The organism is Embleya sp. L77 (assembly GCF_055557415.1).
On sequence record NZ_CM145709.1, the window covers coordinates 2,613,211 to 2,633,793 of the forward strand.

General features: G+C 70.7%; 16 protein-coding genes and 3 tRNA genes. 2 read left to right on the top strand and 17 right to left on the bottom strand.

From position 1 onward, the window contains the following. Nucleotide 1 precedes the first annotated feature (1 nt). From rpoB to ACZOOI_RS10840, 9 genes are all read right to left on the bottom strand, one after another. Nucleotides 2-3,481, bottom strand: a complete 3,480-nt coding sequence (gene rpoB / locus ACZOOI_RS10800; protein WP_391585399.1) for a DNA-directed RNA polymerase subunit beta — start codon at nucleotides 3,479-3,481, stop codon at nucleotides 2-4. 670 nt (nucleotides 3,482-4,151) lie between these two features. After that, the gene (gene rplL, locus ACZOOI_RS10805; protein WP_391585400.1) at nucleotides 4,152-4,538 is read right to left on the bottom strand and encodes a 50S ribosomal protein L7/L12; all 387 of its coding nucleotides are present in this window, start codon (nucleotides 4,536-4,538) and stop codon (nucleotides 4,152-4,154) included. Between the two features lie 93 nt (nucleotides 4,539-4,631). Further along, nucleotides 4,632-5,195 (bottom strand): 50S ribosomal protein L10, encoded by a 564-nt coding sequence (gene rplJ, locus ACZOOI_RS10810; protein WP_396009330.1) that lies wholly within the window; start codon nucleotides 5,193-5,195, stop codon nucleotides 4,632-4,634. Between the two features lie 315 nt (nucleotides 5,196-5,510). Continuing rightward, on the bottom strand, nucleotides 5,511-6,491 hold the full coding sequence (locus ACZOOI_RS10815; RefSeq protein WP_465280466.1) for an SCO4651 family lipoprotein: 981 nt from the start codon (nucleotides 6,489-6,491) through the stop codon (nucleotides 5,511-5,513). Nucleotides 6,492-6,679: 188 nt separating this feature from the next. Continuing rightward, complete coding sequence (rplA, locus tag ACZOOI_RS10820; RefSeq protein ID WP_391585402.1) at nucleotides 6,680-7,396, bottom strand: 50S ribosomal protein L1; 717 nt, start codon at nucleotides 7,394-7,396, stop codon at nucleotides 6,680-6,682. A gap of 130 nt (nucleotides 7,397-7,526) precedes the next feature. Further along, entirely contained in the window at nucleotides 7,527-7,961 is a 435-nt protein-coding gene (gene rplK, locus ACZOOI_RS10825) for a 50S ribosomal protein L11 (RefSeq protein WP_020549250.1), read from the bottom strand. Nucleotides 7,962-8,135: 174 nt separating this feature from the next. Next, complete coding sequence (nusG, locus tag ACZOOI_RS10830) at nucleotides 8,136-8,990, bottom strand: transcription termination/antitermination protein NusG (RefSeq protein WP_465280467.1); 855 nt, start codon at nucleotides 8,988-8,990, stop codon at nucleotides 8,136-8,138. Between the two features lie 66 nt (nucleotides 8,991-9,056). Beyond that, nucleotides 9,057-9,383, bottom strand: a complete 327-nt coding sequence (gene secE, locus ACZOOI_RS10835) for a preprotein translocase subunit SecE (RefSeq protein ID WP_079026295.1) — start codon at nucleotides 9,381-9,383, stop codon at nucleotides 9,057-9,059. 119 nt (nucleotides 9,384-9,502) lie between these two features. Continuing rightward, nucleotides 9,503-9,575: transfer RNA gene (locus ACZOOI_RS10840), tRNA-Trp, on the bottom strand. 195 nt (nucleotides 9,576-9,770) lie between these two features. Between ACZOOI_RS10840 and ACZOOI_RS10845 the strand changes: the two genes are divergently transcribed. Next, entirely contained in the window at nucleotides 9,771-11,021 is a 1,251-nt protein-coding gene (locus tag ACZOOI_RS10845) for a pyridoxal phosphate-dependent aminotransferase (RefSeq protein WP_465280468.1), read from the top strand. A 204-nt stretch (nucleotides 11,022-11,225) separates the two neighbouring features. Next, on the top strand, nucleotides 11,226-12,299 hold the full coding sequence (locus tag ACZOOI_RS10850; protein WP_465280469.1) for an adenosine deaminase: 1,074 nt from the start codon (nucleotides 11,226-11,228) through the stop codon (nucleotides 12,297-12,299). Between the two features lie 30 nt (nucleotides 12,300-12,329). Here ACZOOI_RS10850 and ACZOOI_RS10855 read toward each other — a convergent pair whose 3' ends face one another. The 8 genes from ACZOOI_RS10855 to ACZOOI_RS10890 form a co-directional block, all read right to left on the bottom strand. Further along, entirely contained in the window at nucleotides 12,330-13,382 is a 1,053-nt protein-coding gene (locus tag ACZOOI_RS10855) for a UDP-N-acetylmuramate dehydrogenase (protein ID WP_465280470.1), read from the bottom strand. A gap of 35 nt (nucleotides 13,383-13,417) precedes the next feature. Then, a complete protein-coding gene (locus ACZOOI_RS10860; protein WP_391585407.1) occupies nucleotides 13,418-13,846 on the bottom strand; it encodes a MaoC family dehydratase in 429 nt (142 codons plus the stop codon). Nucleotides 13,847-13,848: 2 nt separating this feature from the next. After that, nucleotides 13,849-14,310, bottom strand: coding sequence for an FAS1-like dehydratase domain-containing protein (locus tag ACZOOI_RS10865; RefSeq protein ID WP_465280471.1), 462 nt, complete (start codon nucleotides 14,308-14,310; stop codon nucleotides 13,849-13,851). Nucleotides 14,311-14,425: 115 nt separating this feature from the next. After that, a complete protein-coding gene (rpmG, locus tag ACZOOI_RS10870) occupies nucleotides 14,426-14,590 on the bottom strand; it encodes a 50S ribosomal protein L33 (protein WP_004571794.1) in 165 nt (54 codons plus the stop codon). 76 nt (nucleotides 14,591-14,666) lie between these two features. Continuing rightward, nucleotides 14,667-14,742 (bottom strand) — tRNA-Met (locus ACZOOI_RS10875). Nucleotides 14,743-14,787: 45 nt separating this feature from the next. Further along, nucleotides 14,788-14,860 (bottom strand) — tRNA-Thr (locus tag ACZOOI_RS10880). A gap of 68 nt (nucleotides 14,861-14,928) precedes the next feature. Continuing rightward, complete coding sequence (locus tag ACZOOI_RS10885; protein WP_465280472.1) at nucleotides 14,929-16,770, bottom strand: hypothetical protein; 1,842 nt, start codon at nucleotides 16,768-16,770, stop codon at nucleotides 14,929-14,931. Continuing rightward, entirely contained in the window at nucleotides 16,767-20,579 is a 3,813-nt protein-coding gene (locus tag ACZOOI_RS10890) for a vWA domain-containing protein (protein WP_465280473.1), read from the bottom strand. Before ACZOOI_RS10890 ends, ACZOOI_RS10885 begins: the two co-directional genes overlap by 4 nt. Nucleotides 20,580-20,583: the final 4 nt, after the last annotated feature.

Sequence of the window (20,583 nt, forward strand, 5' to 3'; positions counted from 1 at the left end):
CTCAGACCTCTTCGACGCTGCTCGGCTCACGCCGCGACAGGTCGATACCGAGCTCCTCCGCAGCGCGGAAGACGTCCTCGTCGGTGTCGCGCATCTCGATCGACATACCGTCGCTGGAGAGGACCTCCACGTTGAGGCAGAGCGACTGCATCTCCTTGATGAGCACCTTGAAGGACTCGGGGATGCCCGGCTCCGGGATGTTCTCGCCCTTGACGATCGCCTCGTACACCTTCACGCGGCCGAGGACGTCGTCGGACTTGATAGTCAGCAGTTCCTGGAGCGCGTAGGCGGCACCGTATGCCTCGAGTGCCCACACCTCCATCTCACCGAAGCGCTGGCCACCGAACTGGGCCTTACCACCCAGCGGCTGCTGGGTGATCATCGAGTAGGGACCGGTCGACCGGGCGTGCAGCTTGTCGTCGACCAGGTGGTGCAGCTTGAGGATGTACATGTACCCGACCGATACCGGGTGCGGGAACGGCTCGCCGGAGCGGCCGTCGTACATCTTCGCCTTGCCGGTGCCGTCGATCAGACGGACGCCGTCGCGGGTCTTGTTGGTCGAGTCGAGGAGACCGGTGATCTCCTCCTCGCGCGCACCGTCGAAGACCGGGGTGGCGACGTTGGTGCCGGGGGCACCCTGGTCGGCCGCGATCGCCCGGAGGCGACCCTTCCAGTCCTCGTCGTCGCCCTCGACGCTCCAGCCGGTCTTGGCGATCCAGCCGAGGTGCGTCTCCAGGACCTGACCCGGGTTCATTCGGGACGGGACACCGAGCGGGTTGAGGATGATGTCGACCGGGGTGCCGTCCTCCAGGAACGGCATGTCCTCGACCGGCAGGATCTTCGAGATGACGCCCTTGTTGCCGTGCCGACCGGCGAGCTTGTCACCGTCGGTGATCTTGCGCTTCTGCGCGACGTAGACGCGGACCAGCTGGTTCACGCCCGGCGGCAGCTCGTCGCCGGCCTCGCGGTCGAAGACGCGGACGCCGATGACCTTGCCCGACTCGCCGTGCGGGACCTTGAGCGAGGTGTCGCGCACCTCGCGCGCCTTCTCGCCGAAGATCGCACGGAGCAGGCGCTCCTCCGGGGTCAGCTCGGTCTCGCCCTTGGGCGTGACCTTGCCGACCAGGATGTCGCCGGGTACGACGTCGGCGCCGATCCGGATGATGCCGCGCTCGTCCAGGTCCGCGAGGACCTCTTCGGAGACGTTCGGGATGTCCCGGGTGATCTCCTCCGGGCCGAGCTTGGTGTCGCGGGCGTCGACCTCGTGCTCCTCGATGTGGATCGAGGAGAGGACGTCGTCCTGCACCAGACGCTGCGACAGGATGATCGCGTCTTCGTAGTTGTGGCCCTCCCACGGCATGAACGCCACGAGCAGGTTCTTGCCGAGGGCCATCTCGCCCTCTTCGGTGCACGGACCGTCGGCCAGCACCTGGCCGGCCTCGACCCGCGCGCCCTCGTCGACGACGACCTTCTGGTTGAAGGACGTGCCCTGGTTCGAGCGCATGAACTTCTGCACGCGGTACGTGGTGTACGTCGCGTCGTCGTTCATCACGGTGATGTAGTCGGCCGAGACGTCCTGGACCACACCGGGCTTCTCGGCGGTGATCACATCGGCGGCGTCGACCGCGGCGCGGTACTCCATGCCGGTGCCCACCAGCGGGGACTCCGCCTTCAGCAGCGGCACGGCCTGGCGCATCATGTTCGAGCCCATGAGCGCGCGGTTCGCGTCGTCGTGCTCGAGGAACGGGATCATCGCGGTCGCGACCGACACCATCTGGCGCGGCGAGACGTCCATGTAGTCGACTTCGTCGCCGGGGATGTAGTCGATCTCGCCGCCGCGGCGACGCACGAGCACACGGGCCTCGGCGAACGAGTCGTCCTCGTTCAGCGGCGCGTTCGCCTGGGCGATGACGAAGCGGTCTTCCTCGTCGGCCGTCAGGTAGTCGATGCCGTCGGTGACCCGGCCCTCGATCACCTTGCGGTACGGGGTCTCCACGAAACCGAACGCGTTGACCCGACCGTAGGACGCGAGCGAGCCGATCAGGCCGATGTTCGGGCCTTCGGGGGTCTCGATCGGGCACATCCGGCCGTAGTGCGACGGGTGCACGTCACGGACCTCGAAGCCGGCCCGCTCACGGGAGAGACCGCCGGGGCCCAGCGCGGACAGACGACGCTTGTGGGTCAGGCCCGACAGCGGGTTCGTCTGGTCCATGAACTGGGACAGCTGGCTGGTGCCGAAGAACTCCTTGATGGAGGCGACGACCGGCCGGATGTTGATCAGGGTCTGCGGCGTGATCGCCTCGACGTCCTGGGTGGTCATGCGCTCGCGGACGACGCGCTCCATCCGGGCCAGGCCGGTACGGACCTGGTTCTGGATGAGCTCGCCGACGTTGCGCAGACGACGGTTGCCGAAGTGGTCGATGTCGTCGACCTCGACCACGATCTCCTGGCCGGAGGCGCCTTCCATCTCGGTCTCGCCGGCGTGCAGCTTGACCAGGTACTTGATGGTGGCGATGACGTCCTCGACGGTCATCACGCCGGCGTCCAGCGCCTGCTCCACACCGAGCTTCTTGTTCACCTTGTAGCGGCCGACCTTGGCGAGGTCGTAACGCTTCGGGTTGAAGTAGAGGTTCTCGAGCAGAGTCTGCGCGGCCTCGCGGGTCGGCGGCTCCCCCGGACGCAGCTTGCGGTAGATGTCGAGCAGCGCGTCGTCCTGGCCCTGGGTGTGGTCCTTCTCCAGGGTCTGCCGCATCGACTCGTACTGGCCGAACTCCTCCAGGATCTGGGAGTCGGTCCAGCCGAGCGCCTTCAGCAGCACGGTGACGCTCTGCTTGCGCTTGCGGTCGATGCGGACACCGACGGTGTCGCGCTTGTCGATCTCCAGCTCGAGCCAGGCGCCACGCGAGGGAATCACCTTCGCGCTGAAGATGTCCTTGTCGGACGTCTTGTCGACCTGGCTGTCGAAGTAGACACCCGGGGAGCGAACCAGCTGGGACACCACGACACGCTCGGTGCCGTTGATGATGAAGGTGCCCTTGTTCGTCATGAGCGGGAAGTCGCCCATGAAGACCGTCTGGCTCTTGATCTCGCCGGTCTCGTTGTTGGTGAACTCGGCCGTGACGAACAGCGGCGCCGAGTACGTGAAGTCGCGCTCCTTGCACTCCTCGATGGAGTTCTTCGGAGGCTCGAACCGGTGATCCCGGAACGTCAGGGACATCGAACCGGAGAAGTCCTCGATCGGGGAGATCTCTTCGAAGATCTCTTCGAGGCCGGACTTGGTGGGCACATCCTGTCCGCCCGCGAGGGCGGCCTCGACCCGTGCCTTCCACGCACTGTTGCCGAGCAGCCAGTCGAAGCTCTCGGTCTGCAACGCGAGAAGGTTCGGAACCTCCAGGGGTTCCCTGATCTTGGCGAAGGAGATGCGGAGCGGGGCAGTGGCGGCGCCGGGGTTGGTAGCGGAGGCGGTGCGCGAGGCGGCCAAGAGGGGTCCTTCCGAGGGCTCGGACTCACTATGCGCATACTGGACGGCCCGGGTTCATACACCGGGAGGAGTCAATAGGCAGCGCAAAGGGTCAGTGTAGCCACAAGGCACACCGCTGTCCAGCCCCTATTGAAGGGCCGGTCCACCACCCGGATTCAGAAACCATCCGGCAACCGTGCTTCAGGGGTGCGTCCGAAGAATTGCGCGCCCCGATCCGTTCGTCAAGGGGTTGCTTTCCCCCTCAGAGCCGACGGAACCCTTCCGCGCCCCGAGAAAACCGGACGTAGGTCCCGATCCCGCGGCCTGCGACGAGAGTCTCGTCACATCGGCCGACCGGGTTCGCGCGGAACCTCGGGAAGCCTGGAAAACACGGTAGACCGCCGCTCCGACAACGCCCGGATCCGGCGCTCGCAGGGCGACCCGCGCGCCCTGGCGCGCGCCCTCGGCGAGCTACGACGGGGCTGGTGCGAGGGGGTTCGGCGGGCGCTCAGAGTGTTGGGAGTATCACCCTTTCGAGCGAGGCCGAGAGAGGTATGTCCGACTCTGTGCCACTCGTCGCGGGGTCGCCCGGCGCCGTCGGGCCGTCGGTGATCCGCTCCGGAAAAGCCCGAAGGCGACCGCCCTGACGGGCGATCGCCTTCGGTGATGCCACCCGGAGGGCGGCGTCGAATTACTTGACCTCGACCGAGGCGCCGGCGCCTTCGAGGGCGGCCTTCGCCTTCTCGGCGGCCTCCTTCGAGACCTTCTCCAGGAGCGCCTTGGGGGCGGAGTCCACGAGGTCCTTGGCCTCCTTCAGACCGAGGCTCGTGAGCGCGCGCACCTCCTTGATGACCTGGATCTTCTTGTCGCCGGCACCCGTGAGGATGACGTCGAACTCGTCCTGCTCCTCGACGGCCTCGGCAGCGGCGCCGCCGCCCGCCGGGCCGGCCGCGACGGCGACCGGGGCGGCAGCCTTGACGTCGAAGGTCTCCTCGAAGAGCTTCACGAAGTCCGAGAGCTCGATGAGGGTCATTTCCTTGAACGACGCAAGCAGCTCGTCGTTGCTGAGCTTCGCCATGATCGGCGGTCCTTCCTGATCAATTCGGCTGGTGCCGGGTGGTGTGGGATGGCGGGGGCGCTGCCCCCGGCGACCAAGGTCGCGACTGCCGAACTACTCGGCGGTCTCGGCCTCGGCGGCGGGAGCCGGCTCGCCGGCACCGCCCTGCTCGACCTTCGCGCGCAGTGCGTCCGCGGTGCGGGCGAACTGCGACAGCGGTGCCTGGAAGGTCGCCGCGGCCTTGGCCATGGATCCCTTCATGGCGCCCGCCAGCTTGGCAAGCAGCACCTCGCGGGACTCGAGGTCCGCGAGCTTCTTGATCTCGTCGGCGCTGAGCGCCTTGCCCTCAAGGACGCCGCCCTTGATGACGAGAAGGGGGTTCGCCTTGGCGAAGTCACGCAGGCTCTTCGCGGCCTCCACGGGGTCACCCGTGACGAACGCGATCGCGGACGGGCCCTCGAGGAGGTCGTCCAGCTGATCGATGCCCGCCTCGTTGGCGGCGATCTTGGTCAGCGTGTTCTTCACCACGGCGTACTGCGCGTTCTCACCGAGCGAACGACGCAGCTCCTTGAGCTGCGCGACGGTGAGCCCGCGGTACTCGGTCAGCACTGCGGCGTTCGAGTCACGGAACTGCTCCGTGAGCTCGGCGACCGCGGCCGCCTTGTCGGGCCTCGCCATAGGGCTGGCCTCCTTCCGCGATGCGATTGCCGATCGACCGTGGCGGTCGACCGTGTGCCGGATGAATACGCCGGTCCGCAGGGCGGAAGGGGTCCACATACGAAAAACGCCCCGGCGCAGGCGCACGGGGCGTACATCCTCGAATCACGCGGAATCCGCGTGCTTCGGGGGCAACGTCTCACGTTCACACCTGCGCAGGTCGTCCGCGATGCGGAACCTTCGTTTGCCGACCCTGCCTTACGGCACGACGACAACGACCGACGGTCTTTGGCTTGGTGCCAAGGTACGCGACGGCACTCGTTCGGAGCAAATCGGTTACCGCGGGACGGGCAGCGACGGCATCCCGGGCAACGACGGCCTCCCCGGCATCGACGGCATCGACGGCATGCCCGGCAGGTTCGGGAGGCCCTTGGTCAGGTCGCCCATGTCGAAAACCTGGTCGGCCGGCGGCGGCGCGATGTCGAACTTCGCACCCCAGTTCGTGTAGTCGCCCACGAAGACCATCGGACCCTGGTTGCTCTGGGTGTGGTTCTCCACGTGGGTGACCAGCTTGTCCGGGCCGATCCACAGGTCGATCTTCTCGGTGGTCACGCCCAGCGCCGCCTGCTGTTGGCGCAGGGTCTCGATGTCCGCCTCGGTGAGGTTCGCGTCGATGTCCGCGACCAGCTTGCCGAATTCGACGGTGCCGGCGAAGTGTCGGGTGCGGACGCCTGCGCGGTCCTCCGTGCCGACCTCCTTGAGGTCGCCCGCCTGGAGCAGCAGTGCCACGCTCTTGGCCGGGTTCCCGGTCGCGAGCACGTCGGCCATGAACTTGCCCATGGCATCGCGGCCGGCCATCCCCGCCGTGCTCGACTTCATCCAGGTCTTGCCGCCCATCATGGGCGTCTTCATGTTGATGTAGGCGGCGTCCTTGGTCAGCACACACTTCAGCTCGCCCATGGTGACCTCGCTGAGGTTGGTGCCGCCCACCCACGACATCCGACCCTCGAACCTGCCGCCGCCGGGCATCTGCGCACCGCTCGACGGCTTCGGGATGGCGGGCTGCCCGCTCGGGGGTTGCCCGCCCGCGGCGAAACCGGGGACCGAGGTGGTGCCGGAGAACTGCACCGACTGCTTCTCCGCGGTGGCCTTCTCCACGTCGTCCAGGAAGGCGCCCGCGGCGCTCTTGGCTCCTCCCCCACCCTTCTTCGGTGTGCCCTCGCCGTCGTCGCCGCCGCACGCGGTCAGTCCGCCCAGTGCGAGCAGGGCCGCGGTGACGGCGGCGGTGAGATGGGTCGGGTGTGGTCGCGTACGCATGGTGCTCTCCCCGTGGCAAGGCGTCGTTCGACGAACGTCGCGACCCTACCGACGGCGGTGCCGGGCGTCAGGAGGTTTCTCCCTCCGCTTCTCCGGCGGCGGCGAGCGGCCGGACGTGTGGTGCCCGGACGTGCCGAGGCCCGGCACACCGTGCGGTGCGCCGGGCCTCGTTTCGCGTGCGGGGCGGATCAGACCGCCTCTTCCTCCACCAGGAGGTTGCGGACGCGGTTGGGGTCGACCTGGATGCCGGGGCCCATCGTGGTCGAGACGCCGACCTTCTTGATGTAGCGACCCTTGGCGGCCGACGGCTTCGCGCGGAGCACCTCTTCGAGGGCGGCGGCGTAGTTCTCGACGAGCTGGGTGTCGTCGAACGTCGTCTTGCCGATGATGAAGTGCAGGTTCGAGTGCTTGTCGACGCGGAACTCGATCTTGCCGCCCTTGATCTCGTTCACGGCCTTCGCCACGTCGGGCGTGACCGTGCCGGTCTTCGGGTTGGGCATGAGGCCACGCGGGCCGAGCACGCGGCCCAGGCGGCCGACCTTGCCCATCAGGTCCGGGGTGGCGACGACGGCGTCGAAGTCGAGCCGGCCCTTCGCAACCTCGTCGATGAGCTCGTCGGAACCGACGATGTCGGCGCCGGCAGCCTTGGCAGCCTCGGCACGGTCACCGGTCGCGAAGACCAGGACCCGGGCGGTCTTGCCGGTGCCGTGCGGGAGGATGACGGTGCTGCGGACCATCTGGTCGGCCTTGCGCGGGTCGACGCCCAGACGCATGGCCACCTCGACGGTGCCGGCGAACTTGGTGGGCGAGGTCTCCTTGGCCAGTCGAACGGCCTCGAGCGGCGAGTAGAGCCGCTCGTGGTCGATCTTGGTGTCGGCCTCGCGGTAGGACTTGCTGCGCTTCACTGAAAGCTCCTGGAATTCCGAAAGGAGTTGTGGTGGGAGCGGGTCGCGCGGACCCTTCCACTCCGCGGGGTCGTGGGCTTGCGCACACGTCCTCGCGTCGGTTCTGGTACTGCCGGACTGCGGGGCTCGATCAGCCCTCGACCGTGATGCCCATCGAACGCGCGGTGCCGGAGATGATCTTCTCCGCGGCGTCGATGTCGTTGGCGTTCAGGTCGGCCATCTTGGTCTGCGCGATGCCGCGGATCTGCTCGCGGGTGACCTTGGCGACCTTGGTCTTGTGCGGCTCGCCCGAGCCCTTCTCGACACCGGCGGCCTTGAGGATCAGGCGCGCGGCCGGCGGCGTCTTCGTCACGAAGGTGAAGGAACGGTCTTCGTAGACCGAGATCTCCACCGGGACGATGTCGCCACGCTGCGACTCGGTCGCCGCGTTGTACGCCTTGCAGAACTCCATGATGTTGACGCCGTGCTGGCCCAGAGCGGGACCGACCGGCGGGGCCGGCGTGGCTGCGCCGGCCTTGATCTGCAGCTTGATGATCGCTGACAGCTTCTTCTTCTTGGGAGGCATTTTTTTTCCGGGTCCTTCGACGAGATGTACGTCCCGATCACCACGCGGAGCGCGGACGTGTTCGGGCCCGCCACGCGGTGCGGCGCCCACTCAACGATAACCACCGTTGTGAGGGCGCCTTGTCCACCACCCGGATGCGACCCCGGCGAAACGGGGTCCCACCTGGGGGAAGTATCAGTTCTTCTGGATCTGGTTGAACGAGAGCTCGACCGGCGTCTCGCGCCCGAAGATCTCCACCAGGCCCTTGACCTTCTGCGAGTCGGCGTTGATCTCGTTGATCGTCGCCTGCAGCGTCGCGAAGGGGCCGTCGATGACGGTGACCGAGTCGCCGACCTCGAAGTCGAGCACCTTGACCTCGGTCGTGCTCTTGGCGCCAGTGCCGCCGCCGGTCGCCTTCTCCTCCTCGGGAGCGAGGATCTTGACGACCTCGTCGAGGGTGAGCGGGAAGGGCTCGTGCGCGTTGCCGACGAAGCCGGTGACACCGGGGGTGTTCCGGACGGCGCCCCACGACTCGTTCGTCAGGTCCATCCGGACCAGCACGTAGCCGGGGAACTTGTTGCGCTTGACGGTCTTGCGCTGGCCGTTCTTGATCTCGACGACCTCTTCCTGCGGCACCTCGACCTGGAAGATGTAGTCCTCCATGTTGAGCGAGGTGGTGCGGGACTCGAGGTTGGCCTTCACGCGGTTCTCATAGCCCGCGTACGAGTGGATGACGTACCACTCGCCCGGGGCGCGACGGAGCGCGTCCTTGAAGTCCTCGGTCGGGTCGCCCTCGGGGGCGTCCTCGAGTTCGGCGTCGTCGTCCTCGGCCTCGGCGGCTTCGGCGTCGTCGTCCTCGAACTCGTCGTCCGCGCCCTCGGCGTCGTCCTCGGTGGCCTCGGTGTCTTCCACTTCGTCATCGGTGGAGACGGCCGGGGCCTCGGCCGCGTCCTCGAGAGCTGCGTCCTCGAGAGCTGCGGCCTCCGCCTGCTCCGACAGGGCCACCGTCTCGTCGGCGGAGTTGTCGGCGGACAGGTTCGGGTCAGACACGTTGGGTGCTTCTTCCTGGCTGGGGGTCGAACGGTCGTTGCAGGCGCGCTACGAAAGGGATGGGGCTCAGCCGAAGATGGCGAGCGCGGCCTTCGCGAAGCCGAGGTCGAGTCCGTAGACGATTCCGATGATCATCAGACAGAACACGATGACCACGGTGGTGTACGTGCTCAGCTCGTTGCGGGTCGGCCAAACGACCTTGCGCAGCTCGGCGATGATTTGCCGGTAGAAAAGAGCCGCCCGTGCGAACAGGTTCTTCTTCTTCTGCTCCGGCTTGCCCGAAGAACCCTTCGGGCGGTTCGCCCGGCGACCGCCGGGGGGCTCGTCGTCGGAGCCGCGGCCATCAGAGCTGCTGTGCTCAGGCGTAGCCGTGGAGCCGTGGGCCTCCGTCAACTCGTCCTCACCTGATCCGGTCCGACCGTGGATCACCGACGGGGTTGTCGGCGCCGACAGTTTGCGCTGACTGCGTACGAGTCACGGTCGATCCGGGGATCGACCGCAGTCGCACATCGCAGGGCACGAGGGACTTGAACCCCCAACCCCCGGTTTTGGAGACCGGTGCTCTGCCAATTGAGCTAGTGCCCTTCACGTGGTCATCAACCTAGCGGAGTCGCCGACCCGAGAACACAACATTTTCGGGCGCGGCAGCATGCAGGTTGGGACCGCCAAGCGTCGAGTGTACGGGGTCGAGTGCGTCAGGTCGAACCCGTGGCGCGCAGGCCGGCGCTTCGGCGCACCCGCGCGGAATCGACATGCCCGCGCCGGGGCGGAAATGCGACCATGGCCGGCATGACGGCTCCCACCCCCAGCTCCCCGTCCGTGCCCGCGCCGAAGCGCCGGATCTCGACCCGTGTCGGTGCCATCGCCGAGTCCGCGACGCTCGCGGTCGACGCCAAGGCGAAGGCGCTCAAGGCCGCCGGTCGGCCCGTGGTCGGCTTCGGCGCCGGCGAGCCGGACTTCCCGACGCCCGACTACATCGTGGACGCGGCGGTCGCCGCGTGTCGCGAGCCGAGGTTCCACCGCTACACGCCGGCAGGTGGGCTTCCCGAGTTGAAGGCCGCGATCGTCGCCAAGACGCTGCGCGACTCGGGCCTGGCGGTGGATCCGGCCCAGGTGCTCGTGACCAACGGTGGCAAGCAGGCCATCTACGAGGCGTTCGCGGCCGTCCTGGATCCGGGCGACGAGGTGCTCGTGCCCGCGCCGTACTGGACCACCTATCCGGAGTCGATCAAGCTCGCGGGCGGTGTCCCGGTGGATGTGGTCGCCGACGAGAGCACCGGTTACCTGGTGTCCGTCGAGCAGTTGGAGGCGGCGCGCACCGAGCGCACCAAGGTGCTGGTGTTCGTCTCGCCCTCGAACCCGACCGGCGCGGTGTACTCGCGGGAGCAGACCGAGGCGATCGGGCGCTGGGCGGTCGAGCACGGGCTGTGGGTGCTGACCGACGAGATCTACGAGCACCTGGTCTACGACGACGCCGAATTCGTGTCGATGCCCGTGGTGGTGCCGGAACTGGCGGACCGCTGCCTGATCGTCAACGGGGTCGCCAAGACGTACGCGATGACCGGCTGGCGGGTCGGCTGGATCATCGGCCCCAAGGACGTGATCAAGGCCGCCGCGAACCTCCAGTCGCACGCCACCTCCAACGTGTGCAACGTCGCCCAGGCCGCCGCGCTCACCGCGCTGACCGGCGATCTGGCCGCGGTGGACACGATGAAGGTGGCCTTCGACCGTCGCCGCCGCACGATCGTGCGGATGCTGAACGAGATCCCGGGGGTGCACTGCCCCGAACCCAAGGGCGCGTTCTACGTGTACCCGTCGGTCAAGGCGGTGCTGGGCAAGGAGATCCGGGGCGTGCGTCCCGCGACCTCGGCCGAGTTGGCGAACCTGATCCTGGACGAGGTCGAGGTGGCCGTGGTGCCGGGCGAGGCCTTCGGCACCCAGGGCTACCTGCGGCTGTCCTACGCGCTCGGCGACGAGGACCTGGTGGAGGGTGTCGGCCGGATCGCCCGGTTGTTGGGCGAGGCGAAGTAGTCGGCGGTCGGGACGGACGAAGCAGTCGGTACGGGTCCGGGGCCGTTGCGCGGGTGACCGGGCGGCGGTCCCGGCGCGTTCCGGCCCTCGGCGCGGACCCCGGCGGGGTCGTTCACGTGCCGGCCCCCGAAGTTTCGGCTCTCCTTCAGGGGATCATCCGCGGTACCCCTCACGTGCGCGCGGCCGGTGGTCCATGATCTGTGGATGGATCGTCCCGCACGCGATGTCCGCACCCTCCCGAAGGCTCATCTCCACCTGCACTTCACGGGATCCATGCGGCCGGAAACCCTGTTGGAACTGGCGGATCTGCACGGAGTGCGGCTGCCCGACTCGCTGACCTCCGGTCGACCACCCCGATTGCGGGCCACCGACGAGCGGGGCTGGTTCCGGTTCCAGCGGTTGTACGACATCGCCCGCTCGTGTGTGCGCACCCCGGACGACATGCATCGACTGGTCCGTGAGGCGGCGGAGGACGACCGGGCCGAGGGTTCGGGCTGGCTGGAGATCCAGGTGGACCCGACCTCGTACGCGCCCCGTCTGGGCGGGTTGACGCCGGCGGTCGAGGTCGTGCTGGACGCGGTGGAGGCCGCCCGGGAGGCGACCGGGATCGGGATCGCCGTGGTGATCGCGGCGAATCGCACCAAGCACCAGTTGGAGGCGCGCACGCTGGCCCGGCTCGCCGCGCAGTACACCGATCGCGGTGTGGTCGGCTTCGGGCTGTCCAACGACGAGCGGCGGGGGCGGGCGCCCGCGTTCGAGCGGGCCTTCGAGATCGCCCGGCATGCCGGGTTGTTCGCGAACCCGCACGGCGGCGAGTTGGACGGGCCGCGCAGCATCCGCGAATGCGTGGACGTGCTGGGCGCGCGCCGGCTCGGGCACGGGATCCGGGTGGTGGAGGATCCCGAGTTGATGGCGCTGCTCGCACGGCGGCGGATCGTGTGCGAGGTGTGCCCGGCGTCCAACGTCGCGCTCGGCGTCTACGACAAGGCATCGGACGTGCCGCTGCGAAAGCTGTTCGACGCGGGGGTGCCGATCGCGCTGGGCGCCGACGATCCGTTGTTGTTCGGCTCCCGGCTGGCCGCGCAGTACGAGCTGGCCCGGGACGAGCTCGGGTTCGACGACACGGAGTTGGCCGAGCTCGCCCGGCAGTCGATCCTGGGCTCGGTGGCGCCTACGCCCGTGCAGCAGGCGCTGCTGGACGGGGTGGACGGGTGGTTGGCGACACCCGGTGCTTCGGTCGAGCAGGATTTGGTGCCCGCCCGCCCACCCGTCGAGTGAGGTGGGCAGGCTGCGGGCCCTGGGATCGGGTCAGAGCTTGGCGTTGATCAGGACCGGTTCGTTGATCAGGGTCACGCCGAAGGTTTCGTGGACGCCGTCGCGGACCTCGCGGGCCAGGGTGAGCAGGTCCTCGGTGCTGGCCCGACCGCGGTTGGTCAGCGCCAGTGTGTGCTTGGTGGAGATCCGCGCCCGGCCCTGTCCGTAGCCCTTGGTGAAGCCGGCCCGTTCGATCAGCCAGGCCGCGGAGGTCTTCACGTGGTCGGCGCCGGACGGGTAGCACGGCGGGGCGACGTCGGGGCCCAGGTGCCGCGCGGTCCGCGCGGTCAGTTCGGCGAAGGCGTCGTGGGTCAGGATCGGGTTGGTGAAGAAGGAGCCCGCGCTCCAGGTGTCGTGGTCGGCCGGGTCCAGCACCATGCCCTTGCCGCGCCGCAGGTCCAGCACCGCCGCGCGGGCCGCCGCGACCGGGACCCGCTCGCCCGGCTCGACGCCGAGCGTACGTGCCAGTTCGGCGTACCGGATCGGTGCCGAGCGGCCCGCGTCGTCGCGCAGGCGAAAGCACACGCGCAGCACCACGAAGCGGTCATCGCCCTTGAAGACGCTGTGCCGGTAGGTGAAGCGGCACTCGGCGGCGGTCAGCGTGCGCGGGCCGCGCTCGGTCCGGTCGTAGACCTCGACCGAGGTGATCGTCTCGGCGACCTCCTGGCCGTAGGCGCCGACGTTCTGCACCGGGGTGGCGCCGGTGCTGCCCGGGATGCCGGCGAGGCATTCGATGCCGGACAGACCCGCGGCGACGGCGGCGGTGACCACGTCGTCCCACGGCACGCCGGCCTCGACGCTCAGGTCGGTGCCGTCCATGTGCAGTCCGGTGGTGGCGATTCGCAGCACGTCGCCCGGGAAGCCGTCGTCGCCGACGACCAGGTTGCTGCCGCCGCCGAGCACGAGCAACGGGGTGCCCTGCTCGTCGGCGGCGCGGACGGTCGCCAGCACCGCGTCGGTGGTCGTGGCCGTGTGGAGCCGACGGGCCGGACCGCCGAGGCGGAGGGTGGTCAGGGAGGCGAGAGGCGCGTCGGTTTCAGGCTGCACCGTTGGATTCTCGCATCCCGCGATCGGGCCGGTGCTCAGGCCAGCTGGACCACGGCCCGGGGCACGCCCAGGACCTTGGCGCCACCGGCGGTGACCAGCAGGTCCACCCGGGCCCGGCGGTCGTCCAGGAGCACCGCGACCTTGCCGGTGACCTCGATGGTCGCGCCCTCGGCGGTGTCCGGAACCACGACCGGCTTGGTGAAGCGCACGCCGAACTCGATCAGCGCGCCCGGGTCGCCGAGCCAGTCGGTGACCACCCGCGCGGCCTCGGCCATGGTGAACATGCCGTGCGCGATCACGTCCGGCAGGCCGACCTCGGTGGCGAACCGGCCGTTCCAGTGGATCGGGTTGAAGTCACCCGACGCGCCCGCGTAGCGGACCAGGGTCTCCCGGGTGACCGGGAAGCTACGCGCGGGCAGTTCGGTGCCGACCGCGACGTCGTCGAAGGAGATCTTGGCGGTCATGATCAGGCCTCCGAGTCGTCGGCCGCGCCGCGGGCCACCAGGGTCGAGAGCGCGGTGACGATGTGTTCGCCCTCCACGGTGGTCACTTCGGCGCGGGTGGTGAGGATGTCGTTGCCCGCGAGGGACTTGATGTTGTCCACGGTGGTCACCACGGTCAGCCGGTCACCCGCGCGGACCGGGCGCGTGTAGGTGAACTTCTGGTCGCCGTGCACGACGCGCGAGTAGTCGAGGCCGAGTTCGGGGTCGTAGACCACCTGGTCGGCGGCGCGCATGGTGACCACGATCGCGAACGTCGGCGGCGCGATCACGTCCGGGTGGCCGAGCGCCTTGGCCGCCTCCGGGTCGTTGTACGCGGGATCGGCGTCACCGATCGCGGCGGCGAACTCGCGGATCTTCTCCCGGCCCACCTCGTACGGCTCGGTGGGCGGATACGTCCGCCCGATGAACTTCGTGTCCAGCGGCATGAAGCGGTTCTCCCTGGTGGGTGGCGGGCCGGTGTGGGCAACGCTGCGGAGAATACGGCAACGAGGCCACCCCCCTCGCGGGGAGTGGCCTCGTCGGTGTCGTGGTGCGAACCGCCTAGCGGGTTTCGCGGTGCGCGGTGTGCGCGTTGCAGCGGGGGCAGTGCTTCTTCATCTCAAGACGGTCCGGGTCGTTACGCCGGTTCTTCTTGGTGATGTAGTTCCGCTCCTTGCACTCCACGCAGGCCAGCGTGATCTTCGGGCGGACGTCGGTGGCAGCCACTGGAGTGCCTTCCTTGCGGTCAGGGGTGAATACAGCAAAAGCAGCCGATGCGGAGTCTCCCCCGAATCGGCTCGCTTGGTAGCGGCGACCGGACTTGAACCGGTGACACAGCGATTATGAGCCGCTTGCTCTACCGACTGAGCTACGCCGCCTCAACGAGGCCCCCGCCTGTTCCCAGGCGGGGATCCCATCGTCTGAGCCCCAATACGGAATCGAACCGTAGACCTTCTCCTTACCATGGAGACGCTCTACCGACTGAGCTATTGGGGCGAGCAGGAAAACCATACACGCTGCCTGTCACCGATCGGAAATCGATTGGCGCAACGCCCTCGGCTCGACTACTCGGCGGACCAAACAGCCCTGGTCAGAGCGCCTTCGACGGTTTGCGCGTAGACGGCGGCGGCCAGCCACGCAGCGGACAAAAGGTCGTTGTCACCCGCGCGAAGACGCCCGAAAACATCCCGTTCGCGGCCCGCCGCGACGTGCGTGAGCCGCTCGACCAGGCTCGCTCCCGTGCTCAGCCCGACCCGGCGCAGTCGGGCGGTGTCGGCGGCGGTGGAACCGGCCAGCGCGAGCACCGGCCGACCACCGCTGATCGCTCGCTCTACGTGACGGTGCATCAGGTACAGCGGGCCGGCCGGGAGTTCCTCGGTCGCGACGGCCGCGGTGGGGGGTGCCGCGGCGGCCGGGAGGTCGGCGCGGTGCAGGCGGTCCAGGCCCAGGTCGACCCGGCCCAGGCGGTCCTCGACCAGCCGCAGGGTCGGTCCCTCGCCCGGCGGGATGCCGACCGCGAGCACCCGGACCGCCCGGTCCGCGCCGGGTTCGAGTCGGCCGATCAGTCGCAGCCGCAGTCCCGGGCAGGTCGCCAGCAGCCGCAGGTTGTCGCGGTAGGCGAAGGCCGGGTCGGCGTGCGCGACGAGCAGGTGCACGTCCAGGTCGGCGCAGACGGCACGGACCCGGTCCCGGGCGCCGGGGGTCGGGCCGAGCACGGTGACGTCGAGGAAGAGCAGGTCGGCGCCCGCGGGGCGATCGTCCGGGGGGAGATCGCGGTGGCTCACCACGCGGTCGACCTGGGTGGCCGGTGGGACGTCCCACAGCGCGCCGAGCGGCTCGTCGGTCCAGGCGGCACCGCTCGCCCGGGCGGCGCGCACCCCCTGGCCGGCGCCGAGCCGCCCGCCCGCGGACGCGGTGGCGCCGGAGACGACCAGACCGGCGCGGGTGAGCGCGGCCGGGTCGATGGAGGTGTCGCCGACCCGGATCGCCCGGGTCGCGGCGCCGACCGCGCGATCGGCGCCGCCGGGGGCGACGTCGCCGATGGTGCGCAGGGTGCCGGTCGAATCGACGGTGGTGGTCACCGCGCCCGCGAAACCGCGGGCGGTCAGCACGGGTTCGGTGAACAGCCCGTACAGCCGCAACGACCCGGCCGGTGCGTAGGCCCGGCGGGAGGTGCCGCGCAACACGTCGAGGGCCTGCGCCGACCCCCCGGTCGAGGTGCGCAGGGTGTGTGCCACGTCGAGCAGTTCGCGCAGCGCGGCGACCAGCTCGGCGAGTCGGTAGGCGGGATCGCCGGTCCGGGCGGCTCGCAGGCCGGTGGCCACCGCGACGGCGGCGGCGGACGCGCGGTGCAGCCCGGCCAGGCGTGCGGTGTGCGCGGCGCGCAACAGGCCGGCCTGGAGCACGGCGCCCGCGGTGTCCACGCCGGCGTCCACGATCGCGGCGCCGGCGCTCCACAGCGCGTCGGCGGCGGCGCGTTCGGCCGCGGTGGGTTCGGCTTCGGTGAGTCCGGGGGTTTGGTCCCGTTCCGCGGCGGTGTCGGGGTCGGCGGCCTCGGTGGAAGTGGCCGAGGTGTCCGGGGCGTTCGAGGTGTCCGGTGCGGGTGGGGGTGCACTGTCGGCGACCGGGGCCGCGGCGGCGGCCGCGGCGCGGTGTACGCACGCCGGGGCCAACAGGCACGAGCAGCGCAGGTCTTCGGCGCGGGTGACCGATCCGCTCGGGATGGACAGGGTCAGTTCGGCGTCCTCGCCGACGGTGATCCGCACGGTGTCGCCGTCGCGGGCGATCGGGCAGGCGGCGAGTTTGCCGATCGCGGCGTCCAGGCGTTTGCGCAGGCGCGGGGTGAGTGCCTCGATGATGTCGGCGGTGACGTCCGGCGCGACGGGTGGCAGGCCCTGCGTGCTCATCGGACCTTCTCTCCGACCCAGCGGGCCAGTTCGGTGGGGCTCAGGGCGGCGACCGGCATGCCGGCGGCGACGAGGCTGCCGGCGACGGCGGCGGAGTAGCGCGGGCGGCCCGAGTCGTCCAGGCTCGCGCAGCCCAGGATGTGGCAGCCGGCCGAGGCCAGGGTGCGCACCTCGCCGAGCAGGCCGCCCAGGGGGTAGCCCTCCTCGAAGTCGCTGATCACGGTGATCAGCGTGCGTGAGGGCACGGTGACCAGTTCGCGGGCGGCGCGCAGACCGGCGGCGATGTGCGTGCCGCCGCCGACCTCGACCTCCAGGAGCAGGCCGAGCGGGTCGTGGACGTGCTCGGTGAGGTCGATCACCTCGGTGGAGAACGCCAGGAAGTGCGTGCTCAGCGACGGGACGCCGGCCAGGATCGACGCGGTGAGCGCGGACCAGATGGTCGACGCCTCCATCGAGCCGGACACGTCCACGACCAGGATCAGCCGCCAGTCGTTGCTGCGGCCCGACCGGGTGCGGAAGATCGGCCGCTCCGGGACGACGGCCACGGTGCCGTCCGCCGCGCGGCGGGCGGTGGTGAGGTTGGCCCGCAGGGTGCGCGGCAGGTCGAGTGCGCCGCCGGGGCGCCGGGTGGGCCGTGGGGTGGTGATGCCGGTGAGGGCGGGCCGCAGCCGGGTGGCGAGTTCGCGGGTGAGTTCGGCGACGATCCGGGCGATCAGCGGGCGCAGCAGCGCGAGTTTGGCCTCCGGGAGGCCGCCGGCGTGGGCCAACACGGTCTTGAGCAGGTCCACGGAGGGGCGGGCCGCGGCGGGGTCGAGGTGGGTGAGGACGTCGGTACGGCCGGCTGCCGCGGCGGCGGCCAGGACCTCCTCGCGGATCTCGGAGCCGAAGAGGGTGATCAGCTCCTCGGACCATTCCCGGACGCCGGGGTAGGGGGCTTCCCGGCCGCCACCGTTGCCGTCGCCGAGGTCGCTGCGGGAGCCTTCGCCTCGGCCGGTGCCGTAGAGCTCGTCGAGCGCGGTGGCCATCTTGCCGGCGTTGCCCCGGAGGCGGTCGGAGCGGCGGCCGAGGATCAGCTTCCAGCGGTGGGCGCCGGGGAGGTCGTGGGTGGGGGGCGGGGCCGCGGTCGCGGTTTGGTCGGGTGGGGTTGGTGCCTGTGCCCACTCGCTCACCCGTTGCGCGGGATTCGAGGGCTGCGGGATCAGGGCGCCGGGCGAGCCGACGGGGCCTCGCGGCCTGGTGCCGGGGGCGGTTTCGAGGGCGGGCTCGGATCCCGAGGTGGGCTCGGTTTCGGGGGTGGGGTGGGCGGTGGGGGTGGGTAGCAGGCCGCGGTGGGTGAGGGCTTCTCGGGCGGTCAGGTCGGCGGTGGTCCAGCGGGCCAGGTCGATCGGGTCGGCGTCGGTGTCCACCCGGTCGCCCAGGTGGTCGGCCACCGCGTCGAGTACCCGATCGCGGGCCGCGGGGCTGAGGGTGTCGAAGCCGCCGCGCAGGGCCGGCAGTCGGTCCAGGAACGGGCGGTCGGCCAGGGTGTCGACGCGGTTCAGGAGCGCCGTCAGGACCGGGCCGCCGGTCTGCAGGAGCGGGCCGGCCGCGGTGAGCAGTCCGGTGAGTCGGCGGGTCAGGTCGGCCCGGGCGGGCGGGGTGGTCGCGGTGTCGATCCAGGAGCCGATCCGGTCGCCGAGGGCGGCCGCATCCTCGTGGCCGAGCAGGACCCGGACCGCACCGGCCGCGGCGGACATCAGCGGCGAGCCGTCGGCGGCCAGCCGGGCCAGGCCCGAGTGCAGTCGGATCCCGCCGAACGTATCGGCGCGCTCGGCCAGATCGGCCAGGGCCCGGGCGTCGGCCGGGTCGTCGGATCCGGTCAGGCCGTCGAGGTGGCGCACGGCGGCGGTGAGCAGGGTCTGGGTGATGTCCTCGCCGGCGTCGGTGAGCACGGCCGACTTCGGGTCGGGTTCGGTCGCGGCGGTGCCGGGGGGTGCGGCCGACTCCGGGTCGGGAGCAGCGGCGTCGGTGCGCGGGCGCGTGGCCGACTCCGGGACGGCCGCGGTGGTTCCCGGGCGCGTGGCCGACTCCGGAGTGGGAGCGGCGTCGGCGGTGGACCGGTTCGGGGTGGGCGGGCGTTCGATGCCCAGGTGGCCTGCGCGGATGCGGTCGGTCAAGGTCAGGGCGGTGAGCAGGTTCGGGAGGGTGGCGATGGTCGGCAGGATGGTGCCGGCCTCGGTCATCCTGGCGGCGGTGAGCTCGGTCAGGCCGCAGGCGGCGGCGCGTTCCAGGCCGGTGAGGATCTGTTCCGCGGTGGGGCCGCCCTCGTCGAGTTCGGCTCGGTGCTGCGCGCGCAGGGTGCCCTCGGCGGCCTGTTCCGGGGTCACGCCCTTCATGCCGGCCGCGTCCAACAGGGCCGCCGCGGACGGGGTCCAGCGCACCCGCCAGCGGGTGGTGACCGCGTCCGCGCCGCCGGCGCCGACCACCGCGACCGGTTCGGCGTACGGGATCCGACAGGTCGTCAGTTGTTGCAGGAGCAGTTCGCGGCGCCGGTCCAGGTCGCTGCGCAGCGGGTCCAGGCGCAGGTCGCGTTCGGCCGGGTCGGCGGGGCCGGGCAGGCCCAGTTCGGCGATCCGGCGCTCCACCTCGGGGCCCAGGCCGCTGCGCGGTGCGGCCGGTGCGGGGCGGCCGGCCCGCTTGCCGACCAGGACACGTTCGAGCGCGCGGGCCACCGATCGACCCCGGCCCAGCGGCTCGCCGTGGGTGAGCACGGTCTGGACCGCTTCGAGCAGTTCGCCGCGGCCCGCCGCGGGCAGTCCGCGCAGGTTGGCCAGGTCGCCCGCGAGGCGCACGATCTCCCGGGCGTCGGCCGGGCCGCTGGGGTGGCCCTGGCCGCGCAGGTCGGTGCAGATCCGCACGGCCGCGGCGATCAGCGCCTCGTGCAGCGCGGCCGGGTCGCCGCCGGATTCCAGCACGCTCTGCTGCCACTCCGGGTCGCGGATGCCGGCCGGATAGCCGGAACGTGCGTCCAGGAGCGGGTAGGTGTACGGGATCAGCGACATCGTGACGTCGGCGATCTCGGCGGCGGGTGCGGTGGTGTCCTGCTCCAGCAGGGCCGGCGCGTGGAATGCGCCGAGCACCACCGCGGCACGCGCACCGGCTGTGGTCGCCTCGTGCAGCGTGGCGCGCATCCATGCCTCACGGCGCAGGTCGACCGGGTCCATGGTGCCCGCGTCGCGGCGCAGGGCCCAGCCGACGGTGAGCGCGGCCCGACGGATCGCCTCGGCGGTGGAGCCGGGTGCGGTGGCCTCGACCAGCCGGTCCCACAGGTCGTCGCCCGCCCGGCCGGTGAGCCGGTCGCGCAGCGCGGCGCGCAGCCCGCCCGCATCGGCCACCGCACCCTCGTCGTCGCGCTCCCCGTCGCCGGCGCCGTCGGGCGCGTGGTCGGTGCGGTCCCAGCCGGGGTGGCCCAGCGGGAGGTCGCACGGGATCGCCGGGACGCCGTTGCGGGCGGCCCAGCGCAGTGCCGCCAACTCCGGCGAGAAGTCGGCGAACGGGTAGAAGCCGAGGCCGTTCGGACCGGTGCCGGCCAGGGCGATCGGTGCGCGGGTGTCCTCGTGTGCGAGCCATTCGAGCCAGGGCGCGGCCTCGTGCGGCAGTTCGACGAGGAGCACGTCGGGACGGGCCGCGTCCAGCAGGGCCGGCACCGCGGCGGCGAGCGAGGGGGCGTGGTGGCGCACGCCGATCAGGTACGGCTGCCGGGACGCGGCCAGGCGCGCGGCGGCCGGACGGGCCTCGTCGATGGGCCCGTCCGTACGTGTGGTCGACACCTCG

Coding starts and splice junctions, on each gene's coding strand:
- ACZOOI_RS10850 (WP_465280469.1), top strand. CDS start 11,226: ATGGATCGTCCCGCACGCGATGTCCGCACCCTCCCGAAGGCTCATCTC.
- rplK (WP_020549250.1), bottom strand. CDS start 7,961: ATGCCTCCCAAGAAGAAGAAGCTGTCAGCGATCATCAAGCTGCAGATC.
- ACZOOI_RS10845 (WP_465280468.1), top strand. CDS start 9,771: ATGGCCGGCATGACGGCTCCCACCCCCAGCTCCCCGTCCGTGCCCGCG.
- ACZOOI_RS10860 (WP_391585407.1), bottom strand. CDS start 13,846: ATGACCGCCAAGATCTCCTTCGACGACGTCGCGGTCGGCACCGAACTG.
- ACZOOI_RS10885 (WP_465280472.1), bottom strand. CDS start 16,770: ATGAGCACGCAGGGCCTGCCACCCGTCGCGCCGGACGTCACCGCCGAC.
- ACZOOI_RS10865 (WP_465280471.1), bottom strand. CDS start 14,310: ATGCCGCTGGACACGAAGTTCATCGGGCGGACGTATCCGCCCACCGAG.
- rplJ (WP_396009330.1), bottom strand. CDS start 5,195: ATGGCGAGGCCCGACAAGGCGGCCGCGGTCGCCGAGCTCACGGAGCAG.
- rplL (WP_391585400.1), bottom strand. CDS start 4,538: ATGGCGAAGCTCAGCAACGACGAGCTGCTTGCGTCGTTCAAGGAAATG.
- ACZOOI_RS10815 (WP_465280466.1), bottom strand. CDS start 6,491: ATGCGTACGCGACCACACCCGACCCATCTCACCGCCGCCGTCACCGCG.